The organism is Streptomyces sp. NPDC040610, from assembly GCF_055594065.1.
Genome location: NZ_JBVIXA010000009.1, coordinates 23,465 through 39,042, shown reverse-complemented (window position 1 = coordinate 39,042; position 15,578 = coordinate 23,465). Strand labels below are relative to the sequence as shown.

Here is a 15,578-nt window from a genome sequence, read left to right as displayed (position 1 = left end):
CCGGCCGGGTGCCGGTGTCGGGCGAAGGTGTCAGCCCTGGCGGCCACTGGTGCGCAGCCAGCGGCGCCACCACTTCCGCCACAGCGGGGGCTCCGGCGGGGGTGGCGGCAAGTGCGCCGCGGGCAGGCGGGCGTGCGCGGGCGGCGCCGGGATCGCGACGGCGTCCGGGCGGGTCAGCGGGGTGACCGTGACGGTGCAGGCGGTGTCCGGCACGGACAACTCGACCGCGCCGAGCCTCGACATGTACGTGCTGCGCGGCACACGACGGGAGTCGCCGCGCGTGCCGTCGTGCCAGCCGACCTCGACGAGCACGGCGGGCTCCGGCCAGCTGAACCACGCGTTGGCGCGCCCGGGCGCGAGCCGGACCACCGCCAAGTCCTCGACCGGGGGCGGATTTTCAATGACGACACTGGACCCGGCCACCGCGCGCTCGCCCAGCACGCTCACCGCCGTCATCCGCAGCCGCCCCACCGAGGGCGGCCTCACTTCGAGCAGCAGGTCCCGTGCGTCCTCCCCGCGCGGGTGCGGCTCCGCCGCCCGAGGCTCCGACAGGTCCGGCGCGCTCCCGCCGGGCGTGGCGTCGGCGGTCAGGCGGGCGAAGCGCTCCGACACGTCCGTGCCCGGCTCGACCGGACCACCCGGCCACGGCACGAGCGTGCTCCAGCCGCGCCTGGGCGCGCGCCACCCGAGCAGCACGCGGTCCCCGGCGAGTTCGCCGGTCAGCTCCTCCACGGGGGTCGGCCACTCGTCGGCGCGGGCCATGACGTGCACCCCGGGCGACCGGACGACGGTGCCGCCGGGGCCCGGATAGCCGCAGCTCACCTGGTACGTGTAGATCCCCGGGGGCAGCGAATCGTCCACCAGTCCCCGGCGTCCGCAGGGCACGACCGTCGGCCCGTGCGCCGCGCCGACGTCCGGCACGTCGTAGCGCAGCACCTCGACGTCGACGGCCGCCGGGTGCGGCCGCCAGTGCACCTGGACGCCGCCCGGCACGGGCTTGGTCAGCAGCCCCTCGACGTCCGGGGCGACGAGGACCGGCGCGGTGACGCGCGGCACCCCGGCGACGCGTTCGCCGCGCAGCGGCAGCACGGCGTAGCGCAGCACGCGGCCCAGCGGCGCGGCCGGGTCGTGGGCCGTCAGCAGCCGCCCCTCCGGGCCGGTCACGTCGACCGTCGCGATCTCAGTGGTGGTCTCCGGGGCTCCGTCGTGGAAGCGCAGGACGGCGTATGTCACGGGGGCGGCGGAGCGCGTTCCCGGGACGTGCGGAGTACGCCAACTCAGGCCGACGCGGCGGTCGTTCGTCCACGTCCGGACCGCGGCCTGCTCGGGTGCGGAGGGTGCGTCGGCCAGCGCGGTGGCCGCCCGGAGCAGGCCCGCCCGCAGCTCCGGCGCGTCCGTGGCCTGCCGCAGCGCGGCGAGGCACGCGGTGGCCGCCGCCCGCGCGTCGCCGTCCTCCTGCGCCCTGCGGGCCGCGTACGCGAGGAACCGCACCTTCGCGGAGCGGGCCCGCAGGGCGCCGAGCAGTGCGGCCAGGACGTGGTCGTCCGGCGCGGCCGGAAGGAGGTCCGCGAGGTGCTCGGCCCGGCGCAGGCGGGCGCTCGGCCAGACGTCGTTGAACTCCTCCGCCGCGCGCCGCGCCTCCCCGGCGGCCGGGAACGCGGCGTCCACGGCGGCGGCGAGGAGACGGGCCTCGCTGCGGTGCACGCCGAGCGCGGCGACGTCGTCGGCGGTCGTCGCCGCGTACGCACCGCCGCCGCGCCCGCCGCCCTTGCTGCCGCCGTCCTTCAGCAGGCAGCACAGCTCCCACAGGACGATGTGCCGCAGGCCCATCGGGTTGTCGCGCGCCAGGGTCTCCAGGACGTCCGTGACCGCCGCCGCCGTCAGCGCGCGCGGGTCGGCCGACGTCTGCCAGGCCTCCCGCGCCCGCCGCACGAACGGCACGTCCACGCGCTGCCACAGGCCGCCGCGGCCGGGGAACCACAGGCCGTCCAGGACACGGAAGCCGTCGTCGGTCTCCGCCATGGGCAGGGTGCCGAAGACACCGCTCGCCGCCCGCTGCCGCCCCGGCTCCCGCAACAGCTCGGCGGCGTGCCGGAACCCCAAGCCGCGGATGCTGGTACGCAGTTGGCGATAGCCCCGCATGCCGGGGAACTGGGGGAGCACGGGCAGCGGCGGGGGCGCGCCGTCGGTGCCCCGGACGCCGGGCCGCCAGGTCGTCGCCACCGGTCAGCCTCCCGGCGCCGTGAAGAAGTACACCCGGACCACGGCGGTCGACGGGCTGCTGCTCAGGTCGTGGAAGTCGTCCGTCGCCGTCTTGCGGGTGAACATCTCCGGACGGCCCTTGCCCAGCAGCGAGTTGACGCGATGCGCGTACGTCGTACCGCTCTGACCGCCGCCGAAGGTCAGCACCAGCGCGGCCGTGCGGCCCTGCCACTTCTTCGTCGACCGGCCGATCTGCGCCACGAGCGCGTCCTTGTCCGTGCCCTTGACCTCGAACTGCTCGGGCCTGCGCTCCACCGAACGCGGCCCCGTGGGCTTCGGTTCCGGCTTCTTCGTCCCGTCCGCGCTGTTCGACGGCTTCGGGCGCGCGGCGAGCGGGTCGGGCCGGTCGGCCATCGACACCAGGGCGAGGACCAGGAGGAGGTCCGCGAAGAGCCAGCCCGCGAGGACGACGCCCGCGACCCGGCTGCCCGTGCCCCGGCCCCGCCGTCGGGACGGGCTCACGCGTCACCTCCGGAGGGCGGGGGAGAGGAGGGGCGGCGAGTGGGTGGGCGCAGGGCGCGGGTGCGGTTCGAGGCGACGTCCGACGCGGAGTCCTGCGGGGCGTCCTGCGGGATGGAGTCGCGTGGCGCGTCCTGCGGGGCGGTGTCTTCGTACGGTGTCGTGGCTGGTGCTGGTGCTGGTGCTGGTGCTGCGGCTGCTGGCGGGGTGGGGGCGCCCTCGGCCGCCCGAGGCCCGGGCACGGGCGCCCCGTTCGTGCTGCCCGGTCGGGGCGTCGGCGTGCCGTACGGGCCCGTCGACGCGTCGTACGAGGGCAGCGACGTGCCGTACGGCTCCGTGTCGGGCTGCCCGTGGCCGCCCGTGTGCGATGCCCCGTACGGGTCCGGCGTCGACGCCCCGTACAGATCCGCCGCCGGACGCCCCGCCCCGTTGCGTACGGGCGCCCCCGCCGAGGACACCGTGGCGGAGCCCGCCGCGGACCGCACGCCCGACTCCACCCGGGCCGCCGCGTCCTGCCAGTGGGCCGCCGCCGCGTCCCAGCGCTCCGTGGCCTCGCGTATGCCGTCCATCGCGTCGCTCGTGCGGCCGGTGCTCGTGATCAGGGCCTGGGAGGCCTGTTCGGTGGCGCGGGCGACCGACTCCGTCTTGGCCACGAGCGCCCGCTGGGCGGTGACCAGGGCCTGGAGGGAGGTCTCGACCGTCGTGCCCGCCGCCTTCACGCGCTCGGCGATGACGTCGGCCGCGGCGGTGTTCGCGGCGCCCGCCTGGACCGTCGCCGCCTGGACGTCGCGCAGCGTGGTCTCCATGCGGTTCGCCGCCGCGCCCAGCTTCGGCACCTCCTCGGTCAGCTTGGTCGCGGCGTCCTGCATGGACGTCGTCGCGGTCGCCACCGCACCGGCCGCGACGGTCAGCTCCATGTGGTTCTTCTCGGCCTTGGCGGCGAGGGAGTTCATCTGCCGCGCGGCCTTGGTCAGTTCGGCGGCGAACTGGGCGGGAGAGGCGCTGCGATGCTGGGCGAGCAGCATCTGGAGCCGGGTGAGCACGGACGCGAGCCGGGCGAGCAGCCGCTCCCGCTCCGCCTCCTGGTCCACCTCCTCCTTGTCGGCGCGCCAGCGCACGCGCGCGTGCACGACCGAGAGCAGCACGAGCAGGGCGATCAGCACCACGGCCGTCAGCGCCACGTTCTCGAACCGCCCGAGCGGCGACAGATGCCCGCCGAAGCCGGACTGCCACAGCTGGAGGAAGGGCCGCGTCGCCTCCTTGCGGTTCTCCTCGGCGAGTTCCCCGTACGCGCGCACGGCGTCCCGCAGACCGAACCAGGTGATCAGCAGCGGGATGAAGACGAGGACGCCGAGCGCGGCCTCCAGCACGCCGTCGCGGCGCGCCGACGGCCGGGAGCTCGACGTGGTGACGGTCTCGGGGCGCACATAGGCGTGTACGAGGTCCAGCTCGGCCCACTTGTCGAGCCGGTTGCTGTGCGTCAAGTCGTCGGCGAGCGCCTGGAGTTCGGCGGCGCGCGGGCTGAGCGCCGGTCTGCCCGCGAGGTCCTGAAGCTGCTTGATGAGATCCTGCTTGTCCAGCAGTTCCGCGGGCGTCAAACGCGTACTCCCTGTCTCGGAGTGGCTTGAAGGGGCCGTCCCGGGCCGGTGGCATGGGCGCCTGGGGCGCCGCGCCCGGGAGGCCTCGTCAGTCGAGGACGTCCCCCCGGCCGCGCCGGTTCCTGCCGTCGCGGCCGAGCAGGCGCGACAGCGCCTCGGCTCCGGGGTGTTCACGGTCCCACACGAGGCACTTGCCAAGGGCCTCAATCGCCTCATCCCGCGCACCGATCCGGTGCAGTTCCTCCGCGTGCCGGAAGGTGCGCCGCGCGAGCAGCCCCCGCACCCGCTCGTTCGTCGGGTCGTGGCCGTACGCGCACCGCAGCCACCGCTCGGCGTCCGCGAAGTGGTCCGGCGACATGTCGGCCATCGCCGCCGCGCAGTGCACGTCGATCATCGCGTCCAGCACGTCGGCGCGGTCCGTGTGCGCGGTGGCCTCCTGCCAGGCCTGGTGGGACGCCTGCACGGCGTGCTCGTACCGGCCGTGCTCCAACAGAAGCCGGGCACGGGCGAGTTGGCGCTCACTGCCGCGGGCGGGGCGCTGTCGTACGACACGGGCCTCGGCGTCCGGCCGCTCCCGCCGCTCTTCCTGCTCCGGCTCACCGGCGCCCTCCGCCCGGCTGTCCCCGGCACTCGTACCGGAGCCCACACCTGTGCCGGTGTCCGGGGCCGCACCCGCTCCCGTGCCCGGGGCCGCACCCGGAGCCGTGACCGCGTCCGCCCCCGTGACCGTGTCGGCCTCCGTGGACGTGACCGCCTCCGCGGACCTGACCGCCCCCGCGCCCACCTCCCCACCCACCCCCGTCCCGAGCCCCGCCTCCAGCCCCGCGAGCAGCTCCCGCGCCTCCGTCACGATGTCCCGCAGCAGCGCCACCGCCTCCTGCCTGCGCCCCTGCCGGGCCAGGTCCCGGGCGCGGGCGACGTCCTGGCGCGGCGCGGCCGGGGTGCCGTCGGCGGGGGAGTCGGACGGAGTGTCGAGGGGGAAGAGGCTCGCCGTGAGGGCGGGGGCGTCGGCGAGGGTGTCGCGGGCCGGGTCGGCGGGCTCGACGAGGCCCTCCTCCAGGGCCGTCGAGCGGGACGAGGGGGCGCCGCCGCCCCCGAGCCGCACCGCGTGCTTGAGCGCGCCGAGGGCGAGCAGCTCCGGCGGCCCGTGGGCGGTGCGCCGGCCGAGGCCCGCGACGCCCGCGCGCACCTGTTCCATCAGGGTGCCGCCGCCGACCAGGAGCAGGGTGTCCACGTCACCGCGCGGCACCGCGGACTCGTCGAGCAGGGCCTGGGCGCGCCGCACGGTCCGGCGTACGTGCGGCTCCAGGAACATGTCCAGGTTCGGCCGGGTGATGCCCATGCGCAGGGCGGGCCCGGTGCCCAGGTCGAGGGTGAGCGCCGCGAAGTCCGTGACCGCGGACCCGCCCCCGGCGGCCGGACCGGTCAGCGCCTCCCTGGCCCGCTGCGCCCGCTCGCGCAGGCCGAGCCACACCTCGGCCGGGGCGCCCGTCACCGACGCGGGCCCGCGGTGCGCCCGCAGCAGCCGCACCGCGGACTCCAGGGTGGCCTCGTCGAAGGCGCGGCCCCCCGAGGTGCCCGCGCCGTCGTAGCCGAGGGCGCGGCAGTGCCCGCGCACACCTCGTACCAGGCCGAGTTCGAACCCTTCGTACCCCATGCCGTACACGAGGAACGTGCCGCTGTCGCGGTCCGTGGTGTGCCCCATGACCGCGGCCATCGAGTCGCTGATCAGCCGCACGGGCGTGAGCCCGGCCTCGCTCGCCGCGTCCCGCAGGGCCTGGCGCTGCGCCGACTGGAAGGACGCGGGCACGCTGACGACGGTCTGCGCGACCAGCGCGTCCGCCTGCTCCTCGACGCGCTCGCGCAGCGCCCGAAGGAGCCGCACCACGACCGTGTCCACATCGGCCGCCTCCCCCCGCCACGGCACCGAACGCCCGCTGCCCACCAGGGACTTCAGGCTCGGAAACGTCACCGGAAGGACGCCCGCCCCGGCCGGGGCACACCCCAGCCACGGGGCTCCGGCCGCGGGCAGGTCGAGGCGGCGCACCTGCTGTCCGGGCCCGGCGAACAGCGCCCGCACCCCGGTGGCGCCGAAGTCCACGCCGAGGCTGACGCGGTCCGCCCCGGCCCTGGCTGCCGTCATCCGCCGGCCGTGTCGTCGGGGACCTGGAGGATGCCTCCGTAGTCCTTCTTGCTGGGCAGGGTCGGCACCGCGCGCTCCGAGTAGGCGACGGCGATCATGCTGCGCAGGTTCTTGGCCTGCTCGGCGGTCTGGATGCGATTGCCCTGCCGATGGGCCGCCTTGACCTGCTCGACGGCGTCACTGATCGCGTTGACCGTCTCCAACGGCGCGCCGTCCGAGGCCAGTTCGGCCTGCCGGAACTGACTGGCGAGCCCGCACTGGTGGTACATGTCGTCGAGCAGCAGCTCGGTGAGGCGCTTGTACTCGCGGCTGTCGCCCATCTCCACGGCCCGCTGCGCCTGCGCGATGTCGCGGCGCGCCTTCATCTCCTGCGTCTGCTCGATGTACGTGCCGTACTGCTTGAGGAAGCGCTGGGCCTCCCGCACGGCGAGCCCCAGCTCCTCGCGCAGCACCGCGCTGTCCACCTCCTGCTCGGTCTCGGGCGGCGGGGTGCGGGGCTTCTCGCGCCGGGGTGTCGCCTCCAGGACCATGTCCGTGCCGCGCACGGAGATCCGTACCGTGATGATGCGGTCCGCCGAGTAGTTGAACGACACGTCCACATGGCAGTTGATCTCGATCTCCTGCGGCAGCTCGAACTCCACCACGCCCTGTTCGTGGTTCTCGCTCGCCACATGGCTGTCGCCCTCGTACACCGGCACCCGGATCAGTCTGCTGTCCGTCGCGTGGAACGTGCGCTGGCGCGGCTCGGGCAGCGGATAGGGGGAGCCCGCCGGGATGATCTCGACGAACACGTCCCGCTGCGCGCCTTTCACGGCGGCGATCCCCATGGCCATGGGCGTCGACTCGAACAGGCCCGTGGAGCCCACCGGCCGCCCGTTGACCAGGCTCTGCCCGCAGTCCACGCAGGTCTCGGCGGTGTACTCGTTCGTCCGTGCGCACTTCGGCGCGGGGCACTCCACGCCGTCGAGGGTCTGCGCGAGCACGCCCGCGCCGTAGGCCACGCACTCCATCGGGTTGATGTTGCGGCGCACCTTGTCGGCGCCGAAGAACGCCTCCACCGCCTCGTACACCGGGCGGGTCAGCGTGCCGCCGCCGACGAGCAGCACGTCGGAGATGTCGCCGGGGGTCAGCTCGAAGCCCGACAGGGTCTCCTTGACCAGGTCCATGGTGCGGGCCACCAGGGGCGCGATCATCGCCTGGAACTCGTCACGGGTGAGCGCCATCTCGACGTCGACGATCCCCTCGGGACCGCGGTACGCGGCCGGGATCACGATGTACGTCTCCGGGAGCTCGTTCAGCTCCCGCTTGGCCGCCTCCGCCGCCTTCTTCGCCTGGAACAGGAACTCCTTGTCGGCCACCGGGTCGACGCCCCGCTCCGCCCGCATCCAGGCGATGATCCGCTCCACGATCACCAGGTCGAAGTCGTCGCCGCCCAGCCAGATGTCCCCGGCGGAGCGGAGCACCTGGAACTGGCTGTGCCCGTCGCGGTCCTTGACCGTGTTCAGGACGGAGATGTCGAAGGTGCCGCCGCCCAGGTCGTACACCAGGACGCGGCTGCGGGCGCCGTCCGGCTTGTGCAGGCCGAAGGCGACCGCGGCGGCCGTCGGCTCGTCGACGATCTTCTTCACCACCAGACCCGCGCGCTCCGCGGCCTCCCGCGTCGCCGCCCGCTGCGCGTCCCGGAAGTACGCGGGCACCGTGATCACCGCGTGCGTGACCTGCTCGCCGAGGGTGCGCGCCGCGTCCCGCACCAGCTTGTCGAGGATGACGCTGGAGATCTCGGCGGGCGTCCGGGTGCGGCCCCCGAGCGTCACATGGGCGCGCGGGTCGTCGTCGGGTCCGGGCACGATCTCGTAGCTGAGCCGGTCGCGGGCCTCGGCCACCGAGGTGTCCGCGAAGTCCCGGCCCATCAGGCGCTTCACCGACACGATGGTGTCCGTGGGCTGGCGCACCGCCCAGTTCAGGGCGTCCTCGCCGACGATCGTCTGCTCCTTGCCGTCGCGCCGCACCAGGCCGACGACGGACGGGGTGAGGCGGTCGCCCTTGCTGTTGGTGAGCACCGCGATGTCGCCGCGGTGCGGATCGTGGGCGGCGACGGCGCTGTTCGTCGTGCCGAGGTCGATCCCGATGGCCTTCATCCGTGCGTGGTCCCTTCCCGTGGTGCCCTGCCTGCCCCGCCGTCGGTGCCCCTTTCGGCCGCCGCGACCACGACCCGGGCGGCGCGCAGCACCTGACCCCGGTATCGATACCCGCGCCGCACGACCTCAAGGACCTCGTCGTCCACCGCCCCGTCCGGAGCGGCGCGCACCTCGACGACGTGGTGCGTCGCCGGGTCCGCGCGCTCCCCGGCGCGCCCGAACACCTCCAGGCCCTCGTCGGCGACGGCCGACTCCAGCTGCCGCACGACGAGTTCGAGACTGCGGTGGTACGCGGCCGGGTCCGCGCCGCCAGGACCTTCGGCGAGCAGCCGCCCGCAGGCGTCCAGCGTGTCGGCGCACACCAGGAGCAGCCGCTCGGTGTGCGCCCGGTGCGCGGCGTCCCGGGCGGCCAGCGCCCTGGAGCGCTCGTACGCGGCCAGGGCGGCGGCCCCGTGCGGGTCGTCGTGGTCGAGCGGGTCGTCTGGGTCCGGGCGCGGGGGGCCCGGCGGGTCCATCGGGTTCATGTGCGCCTCCTTTCGGGCGGTCGGATCGGGCGGTCACACGTCGAAGCGGACGAGGTCGGCGAGGAGGCGGGCGGCGGCCTCATCGGACAGGGGATCCCCGGCGCCGGGGCCGCCCGGCTCCGCGAGCAGCCGGTCGATCCCGGCGACGGCGCCCGGGAGTTCGGCGGCGAGGTCCACGTCGTAGCGGAACAGATCGACGAGCAGCCGCCCCGGTACGGTGCGCAGCTCGTCCCAGGCCGCCTGCGTGAACGGTGTCATCAGGCGCCGGGCGAGCAGCTCGAACGGCACGTCCCGCAGGTCCGCGTGCGAGGTCCACGGGGTCACACCGGCCTCGGCGAGGACGTCGTAGGGGCTCGGTGCGCTGTCGGGATCCTTGATCACGAGGGGCCGCCTCCTTCGGTGGTCAGGGCGGTCAGCCAGCGGCTCACCGCGTCGAGCAGCGCCCGCCGGACCCTGCCGTCCATGACGTCGGCGCGGGTGGCGCGGATCAGGTGGTGCAGGGCCCTGCGGACGTCGCCGCGGGCGAGTTCGGCCTCCGCGCGGTCGGTCAGGGTGGCCGCCCAGGACGCAAGGTCGTTCTCGTCGGGGGGCGGCTCCGCGCCGTCGCTGCGCATCAGCTCGCCCACGCCCACGACACCCAGGTCCGTGGCGAGCAGCCGGTCGAGCTCCTCCAGGCTCTCGCCCAGGGTCTCGCGGTAGTTGTGGGTGAGGGCCTGGCCGAGGCCCACGTCGAGCAGGCCGAGCGCCTCGTGCAACAGGCGCAGCCGGGCCGGGAGTTCGTCCGTGCGGGCGTCCAGGGTGAAGACGAGGGCGCGGGCCAGGTTGTCGCGCGCGTGGTTGGACGCCGGGTTCAGGGCGAGGGCGCGGCGCAGGTCGGCCTCCGCGCCGTACACGTCGGAGCGCATGCCGTGCTTGGTGCGGGTGTAGCCGCGCCACACGCCCCGCATCGAGTACAGCGACGAGAGCCGCCCGTCGAGCACCTCGCGCACCTCGCGCTCCAGCGGGTGCAGCACCGGCGGCACCGCCTCGACGAGCGTGATCGCCTCGTCCAGGACGTCCCCGCGGCGCACCCGGTCCTCGTCGAGCAGCGCCTCCACCCGCCCGAGCACGGTCCGCACCAGCGCCTTCTTCGCCCGCGCCGTCATCCCCGCGCGGCGCGCCACCCGCACCAGGCGCTCCCACTGCTCCAGGGCCCGGCCGAGCCCGCACTCGCCGTCGGCGAGCGCCGTGCGCGACAGCTCCAGGCGCACCCGGACGGCCAGTTCCACCCCGTCCTGCAGCAACCGGGCGTGCCGGTGCGGCAGATGGACGTACGCCGGGTCCCTGCGCAGGAACTCCTGGCAGTACGCGCACCCCTCGATGTGGCGGCGCGGGTCGGGCGCGGCGGCGGGGCCCGCGCAGTCGTCGGGGAGCGTCGTCAGGGTCGGGAACGCGGGCAGGGCGCGCAGGGCGGGCTCGAACTTGTGCACCGCGCACAGCGTCAGGGCCCGCGCCAGGTCCGAGAACGCCCAGCGCAGCTCCCGCACCGCGTACTCGCCCGGGTCCTTGCCGTCCTTCGCGGCGGCGTCCAGGTCCGCGGCGAGCTCGGCCAGCGGCAGTTGCAGCTCCAGGAGGCGCAGATAGCGCGGGCCGCAGGCGAGGGCGGTGCGCGCCCCCGGCACCCCGGGCAGCCCGCCGACGTCCTTGAGGACCCGCGCGCCCGCCAGCTCCGCCTCCAGAAACTCCGCCAACTCCTCGTACCAGGCCGCCTGTTGAGGCCGGTCCTGCTCGGTGTGCCGCTGCTCGTACGCCGAGAGCAGACCGAACAGATGGCGGCTCAGCTCCCAGCGCAGCCGCGTCATGTCCTCATGGGGCAGCTCCCGCTCGTAGCAGGCGGCCCGCTCGGCCCGCCAGCCGTCCCAGTACACGTCGTCGCTCAACAGCGTTGCCCAGTAGGCGAGCGCCAACTCCCAGGTCCGCACAGCGTGTTCCCACGCCCCGCTCTGCTCCAGGTCCTGCGCCTGCCACAGCCGGGCCACGGCGAGCCCGTGCACGGCCGCCATGTCGCCCGGCGCGGCCGCGAGCCGCCGCTCCCACTCGGCGGTGGCCGCGTCGCGCCCCCGCGCGAGCAGCAGAAGCAGCGGGGCGTCGCCCGGGAACCGCTCGCACAGCACGTCCACGAAGCCGGGCCCCGCGTGCTCGTCGTCCGGCGACAGCGTGGCGAGCGCGGCCCGCAGCCCGTCCGGCTCCTGCCACCGGTACAGCAGCGCGTCCACCTGCAGCCGTCGGCCCGGCAGCCGCAGCCTGTCCCACGCGACCCGCTCCGACCACGTCATCCCGCCACGCTCCAGGAGCGTGTACGAGGCGTCGCTCACCGCGGCCATGGACACACCAGGGTGCACGCCCGCCGCGCGCAGCGCCCGGTAGGGGTACGTCTCGTCGCGCAGCGCGAACGGGTCCGCGGCCAGCGGGCCCCGGGTGGGGCCGTCGGCCCACGGCAGCAGCTCGACGAGCCGCCGCAGCCTGCGGCGGCGCACATCGGCCCGGTCCAGCCGGTCCGCCGCCCGCCCGTACGCCTCGACGGCCTCGCCCCACCGGCCCTCCGCCTCGAGCGACCTGCCCCGCGCGTACGCCAGATGGGCGTCCGCGTCCCCGTGCCCCCGGCACTCCTCGAAGGCCTCGGCGGCCCGCCGCCACTCCTGGTGCGCGTCCGCGATCCGGCCCCGGGCGTACGCGGCGACGGCGGGCGCGTCCCGGTACGGGCCCAGCGCCCCGGCGGCCGCGACCACGGCGGCCCACTCGCCGTCGGCCTCGGCGGCGCGGACGCGGGCGTACTCGGCGCGTGCGACGTGATCCCGCCCCGCACCGGCCCCGCGCACGCCGCCCGCGCCACACGCACCGCTCGCGCCGCCAGCGCCACTTGTACCGCCCCCGCTGCCCGCGCCACCCGTACCGGCCGCGCCGCTCGCCTCGCCGAGCAGGTCGTACGCGGCGGCGACCGCCCGCCACTCCGCGGCTGCCCCCGGCGCCCCGCCCGCCGCCTCGACCGCTTCCTCGGCCACCCGGGCCCGCGCGTACCGCCGCCGCAGCGCCACGTCGGCCCACGCGTCGGGCAGCACGAGCAGCGCGTGCAGGGCGTCGGCCCAGCGGGAGGACAGCTCGTGGGTGCGGGCGAGCGCGTAGAGGTGGAGGTGGAGGGATTCGCGGGTGGTGGGGGTGAGGGCGGGGGTGAGGGGGGTCGGGGCGGTGGTGTTGGTGGTGAGGGGGGCCGGGTCGACGGTGGTGGTGTGGGAGTCCGGGTTGGTGTTGGCGGTGTGGGAGTTCGGGATGGCGGTGACGTCGGGGGCGAGGGGGGCCGGGTCGACGGTGGCGGTGGGGGAGTCCGGGTCGGCGTTGGGGGTGAGGGAGTTCGAGGTGGTGTCGGCGGGGGGAGCGGCCGGTGTGGAGGCGGGGGCGGATGCGGTGGTGGCGGGGGTGCCCGGAGTGGTGGTGCCTACGGGCCCGGAAGTGTGCGGTGGCAAGGGGGTGCGGGGTGGCGGCGGGGTGCCGCCGGGGGCGCCGCCGGTGAACGCGCGGGCGTAGATGGCGCAGGCCGCCGCCCAGTCGCCCCTGGCTTCCGCGCGGCGGCCCTCCGCCTTGCGGCGCAGCGGGGCGACGGTGCCGTCGCGGGCGGAGTCGGGGAGGTCGGCCAGGAGCCCGGAGGCGGCGGCCCAGTCCCCGCGCCGGTCGGCGGCGGCACGGGCCCGGGCGTAGAGGCGGCGCACCTTCACCTCGCCGTCGGCGTACTCGTCCGGCAGCCCGCCGAACCCGTCGATGACGCCCTCCCACTCGCCGTGCCCGTCGGCGAACATGCCCCGGGAGTAGCGGAGTTGGTCCTGTACGTCGGCGAACTCGGCCGGGAGCGCTGCGAGGTGGGCCACAGCGCCGCCCCAGTCCCACAGCTCCTGGCAGCGACGGCCTTGGGCGTAGGCCCAGCGGAGGGTGACGTCGTTGTGCCCGGTCACCCCGCCCCCGGGGGCCGCCTCCCTGCACGTGCCGAAGGCGTCGGTCGCCGTCGCCCAGTCGCCCGCGTCGGCCGCCGCTCGCCCGCGTGCGTAGGCGTGCCGAACGGGGGCGTCGGAGAGATCCGGGGCTTCCGGCGGGCCGGAGGGGGCGGGGTTGTTGGCGGAGTCGCCGAGGGGTGCGGGTGGGGCGGTCGGTGGACCGGGTGGCGTGGTGGCCGTGTTGCCTCCGGGGAGCGTGTGGTCGGCCGTGATGGCCCGGTTTCCGGTGGCCGCACCCGCTTCGGTGGCCGCCGTGCCGTTCCTGGTGGGTGCGGTGGCCTCGGTGGCTGCGCCGTATCCGGGAGCGGCGTCCTCTGCGACGCCCACAGCCCTGCTCCCCAGGGCCCCACCGCCCCCAGCCCGCAAGCCGTACCCGGCACCCACCCCCTCCCCGCCAGCCCCCCTTTGCCCCACAGCCACGCCGCCCCCGGCCGCCACTCCGTCCCCCGCACCCCCACCGTTCACGGCGCCCCCGCTCAAGGTGCCCCCACCAGCCCCCATACAGATCCCGAACGCCTCCACCGCCCCCCGCCAGTCCCCGGCGCCCTCCGCGATCCGGCCCCGCACGTATGCCGCGCGGGCGGTGAGTGTCGGGTCGTCGGGGAGGAAGGTCAGGGCCTCGGCGTAGGCGTGGGCGGCCCGGGGCCAGTCCGTGTGGTGGTGGGCGTGGGTGGCCGTCGTGAGGGTGGTGGCCAGGTGGAGGTGGGTGCGGGCCGCGGTGAGGCGGGTGCGGGGGGCGGGGGAGTCGGGGGTGGTGGCGAGGATCTGTTCGTAGAGGGCGATCGCGGTGGGCCAGTCGGCGGCGGCCTCCGCGGCCCGGGCCCGGTCGGCCAGGTCGGCGGCGTGGCGCAGCCGGTCCGCGCGGTGGACGAGCGCGGCGGGCAGCGGGCACGGCAGGGCGTCGCGGACCGCGGCGAGCCGCCGTGCCGCGTCCGCCCCGTCCCGCCCGGCGGCGAGCACTCCGCAGAGCGCTTCCAGCTCGGGCCAGGCCAGCTCGAAGGCCGCCTCGTCCCGCAACTGCCGCTGCTCGTCCTCGTACTGCCGCGTCGGTGTCCGCAGGATCCGCAGCACCTGCGCCCACTCGCCCCGGTCGCGCTCGAACCGTGCCGCGTCGATCAGCGTCGCAGCGCCGACGTGCCCGACGGGCCGCTGGAAGGCGCGCAGGGCGTCCGCGCCCTCGCGCAGCGGGTCGGGCGCCGCGGTGTCGTCGTCGCGCACCTCCCGCGCCTTGAACAGCCACCCGTGCCGGTACCCCGCGTGCAGGAACAGCGCGGGCGTCGCCCACTCGACGGCGGTGTGCCGCGGCAGATGGGAGATGCGGCGGCGCGCGGCGGCCATCGACTCGTCGACGGTCCGGTTCGCCGCGAGCCCCTTCAGGAGTTCCGGGCTGAAGCGCCCCGCCGACACGTCGCTGACGCGGCCGCGCATGGCGACGACGGCGGGCACGCCCCCGCCGATCAGCGCCTGCGCGAGCCCCGAGAACGGCTCGGTGTGCACGCCGTCGGGGCCCGAACTGTCCGCCCCGGAACAGAGGTTGAGGACGGCGAGGCGCAGCCGTGGCGCCTTGAGGAGGATGCCGCTCAGGAGGTCGGCGGGGACGGGGTCCGTGCCGCCGTGCTCCGTCTCCAGTTGGACGACGCCCTTGCCGAGGTCCTCGTCGTACGTTCCGTGGGCGATGAGGAGCACGGCCGTCGGCAGGTCGCCGTGCGCGCCGAGCGCCGCCTCCAGACGCTCGCGGGTGGCCCGCTCGACGACCGTGGTACGCACGGACACCTCGGGCAACTCCTGGCGCAGCGCGGCTACTTCGGTGTCCACGCGCAGCGCGGGGCCCGGCCCGGCCGGGGAGGCGCAGGCGACGACGAGGCGGATCAGGCTGGGCTCGTCCGTCGGGTCGGGCAGGCGGCGGCCGAGGGGCCCGCCGGGCAGCGAGCGGGCCAGGGAGTAGCCGGGGCCGAGGGCGAGGGACTGCTGCGGCAGCCCGGCGGGCGCGCACAGCGCTTCGAGCGGCAGTTCCCGCAGGTGCGGCGGCAGGTCGAAGCGGAGCCGCAGGCCGCGTGGGGGGCGCAGGCGCTGGGCGAGTTCGAGGGCGGCGGCCAGGCAGGTCCCGACCTCACCGTCCCCGGTCCCGTCGACCCCGGCCCCGACTTCGCCCTCGCAGGGTCGGCCTTCACCTCCCCTTCCGCCACCCCCGAACAGCAACTCGTACACATCCCGGCCGAGTTCACGCAGCTGCTCGGCCGTGTGCCGCTCACCCATGGGCGCGAGGCCGAGGTCGGCGGCGACGAGCCGGTCCCAGCGGGCCCGGAACGCCGCCGGTGCGCCGTCCACGGCGATCACGCCGAGAGCGCAGGCAGGGCCGCTGAGGGCCACGAGGCAGTGGGACGGGCCGAACGGGCGGACCCGGATGCGCAGTTCCTCGTACTGGAGCACTG

Annotated in this window: 8 protein-coding genes; all 8 read right to left on the bottom strand. The window is 75.9% G+C overall.

Annotated elements, in window-relative coordinates; translation table 11 throughout:
* Nucleotides 1–30: 30 nt before the first annotated feature.
* The 8 genes from ACZ6AA_RS28050 to ACZ6AA_RS28015 all read right to left on the bottom strand — a co-directional run bounded on the left by ACZ6AA_RS28050 (nucleotide 31) and on the right by ACZ6AA_RS28015 (nucleotide 15,576).
* Nucleotides 31–2,223, bottom strand: coding sequence for a hypothetical protein (locus ACZ6AA_RS28050; protein WP_471460682.1), 2,193 nt, complete (start codon nucleotides 2,221–2,223; stop codon nucleotides 31–33).
* A 3-nt stretch (nucleotides 2,224–2,226) separates the two neighbouring features.
* Complete coding sequence (locus tag ACZ6AA_RS28045; RefSeq protein WP_468455918.1) at nucleotides 2,227–2,724, bottom strand: hypothetical protein; 498 nt, start codon at nucleotides 2,722–2,724, stop codon at nucleotides 2,227–2,229.
* Entirely contained in the window at nucleotides 2,721–4,319 is a 1,599-nt protein-coding gene (locus tag ACZ6AA_RS28040) for a hypothetical protein (RefSeq protein WP_471460681.1), read from the bottom strand. Before ACZ6AA_RS28040 ends, ACZ6AA_RS28045 begins: the two co-directional genes overlap by 4 nt.
* 88 nt (nucleotides 4,320–4,407) lie before the next feature.
* A complete protein-coding gene (locus tag ACZ6AA_RS28035) occupies nucleotides 4,408–6,462 on the bottom strand; it encodes an Hsp70 family protein (protein WP_471460680.1) in 2,055 nt (684 codons plus the stop codon).
* Entirely contained in the window at nucleotides 6,459–8,600 is a 2,142-nt protein-coding gene (locus ACZ6AA_RS28030; RefSeq protein ID WP_468455913.1) for an Hsp70 family protein, read from the bottom strand. The genes ACZ6AA_RS28035 and ACZ6AA_RS28030 overlap by 4 nt, the downstream gene beginning before the upstream one ends.
* The gene (locus ACZ6AA_RS28025; protein WP_468455911.1) at nucleotides 8,597–9,124 is read right to left on the bottom strand and encodes a nucleotide exchange factor GrpE; all 528 of its coding nucleotides are present in this window, start codon (nucleotides 9,122–9,124) and stop codon (nucleotides 8,597–8,599) included. The genes ACZ6AA_RS28030 and ACZ6AA_RS28025 overlap by 4 nt, the downstream gene beginning before the upstream one ends.
* A gap of 33 nt (nucleotides 9,125–9,157) precedes the next feature.
* A complete protein-coding gene (locus ACZ6AA_RS28020; protein WP_468455909.1) occupies nucleotides 9,158–9,505 on the bottom strand; it encodes a hypothetical protein in 348 nt (115 codons plus the stop codon).
* Entirely contained in the window at nucleotides 9,502–15,576 is a 6,075-nt protein-coding gene (locus ACZ6AA_RS28015) for a CHAT domain-containing protein (RefSeq protein WP_471460679.1), read from the bottom strand. Before ACZ6AA_RS28015 ends, ACZ6AA_RS28020 begins: the two co-directional genes overlap by 4 nt.
* Nucleotides 15,577–15,578 lie beyond the last annotated feature (2 nt).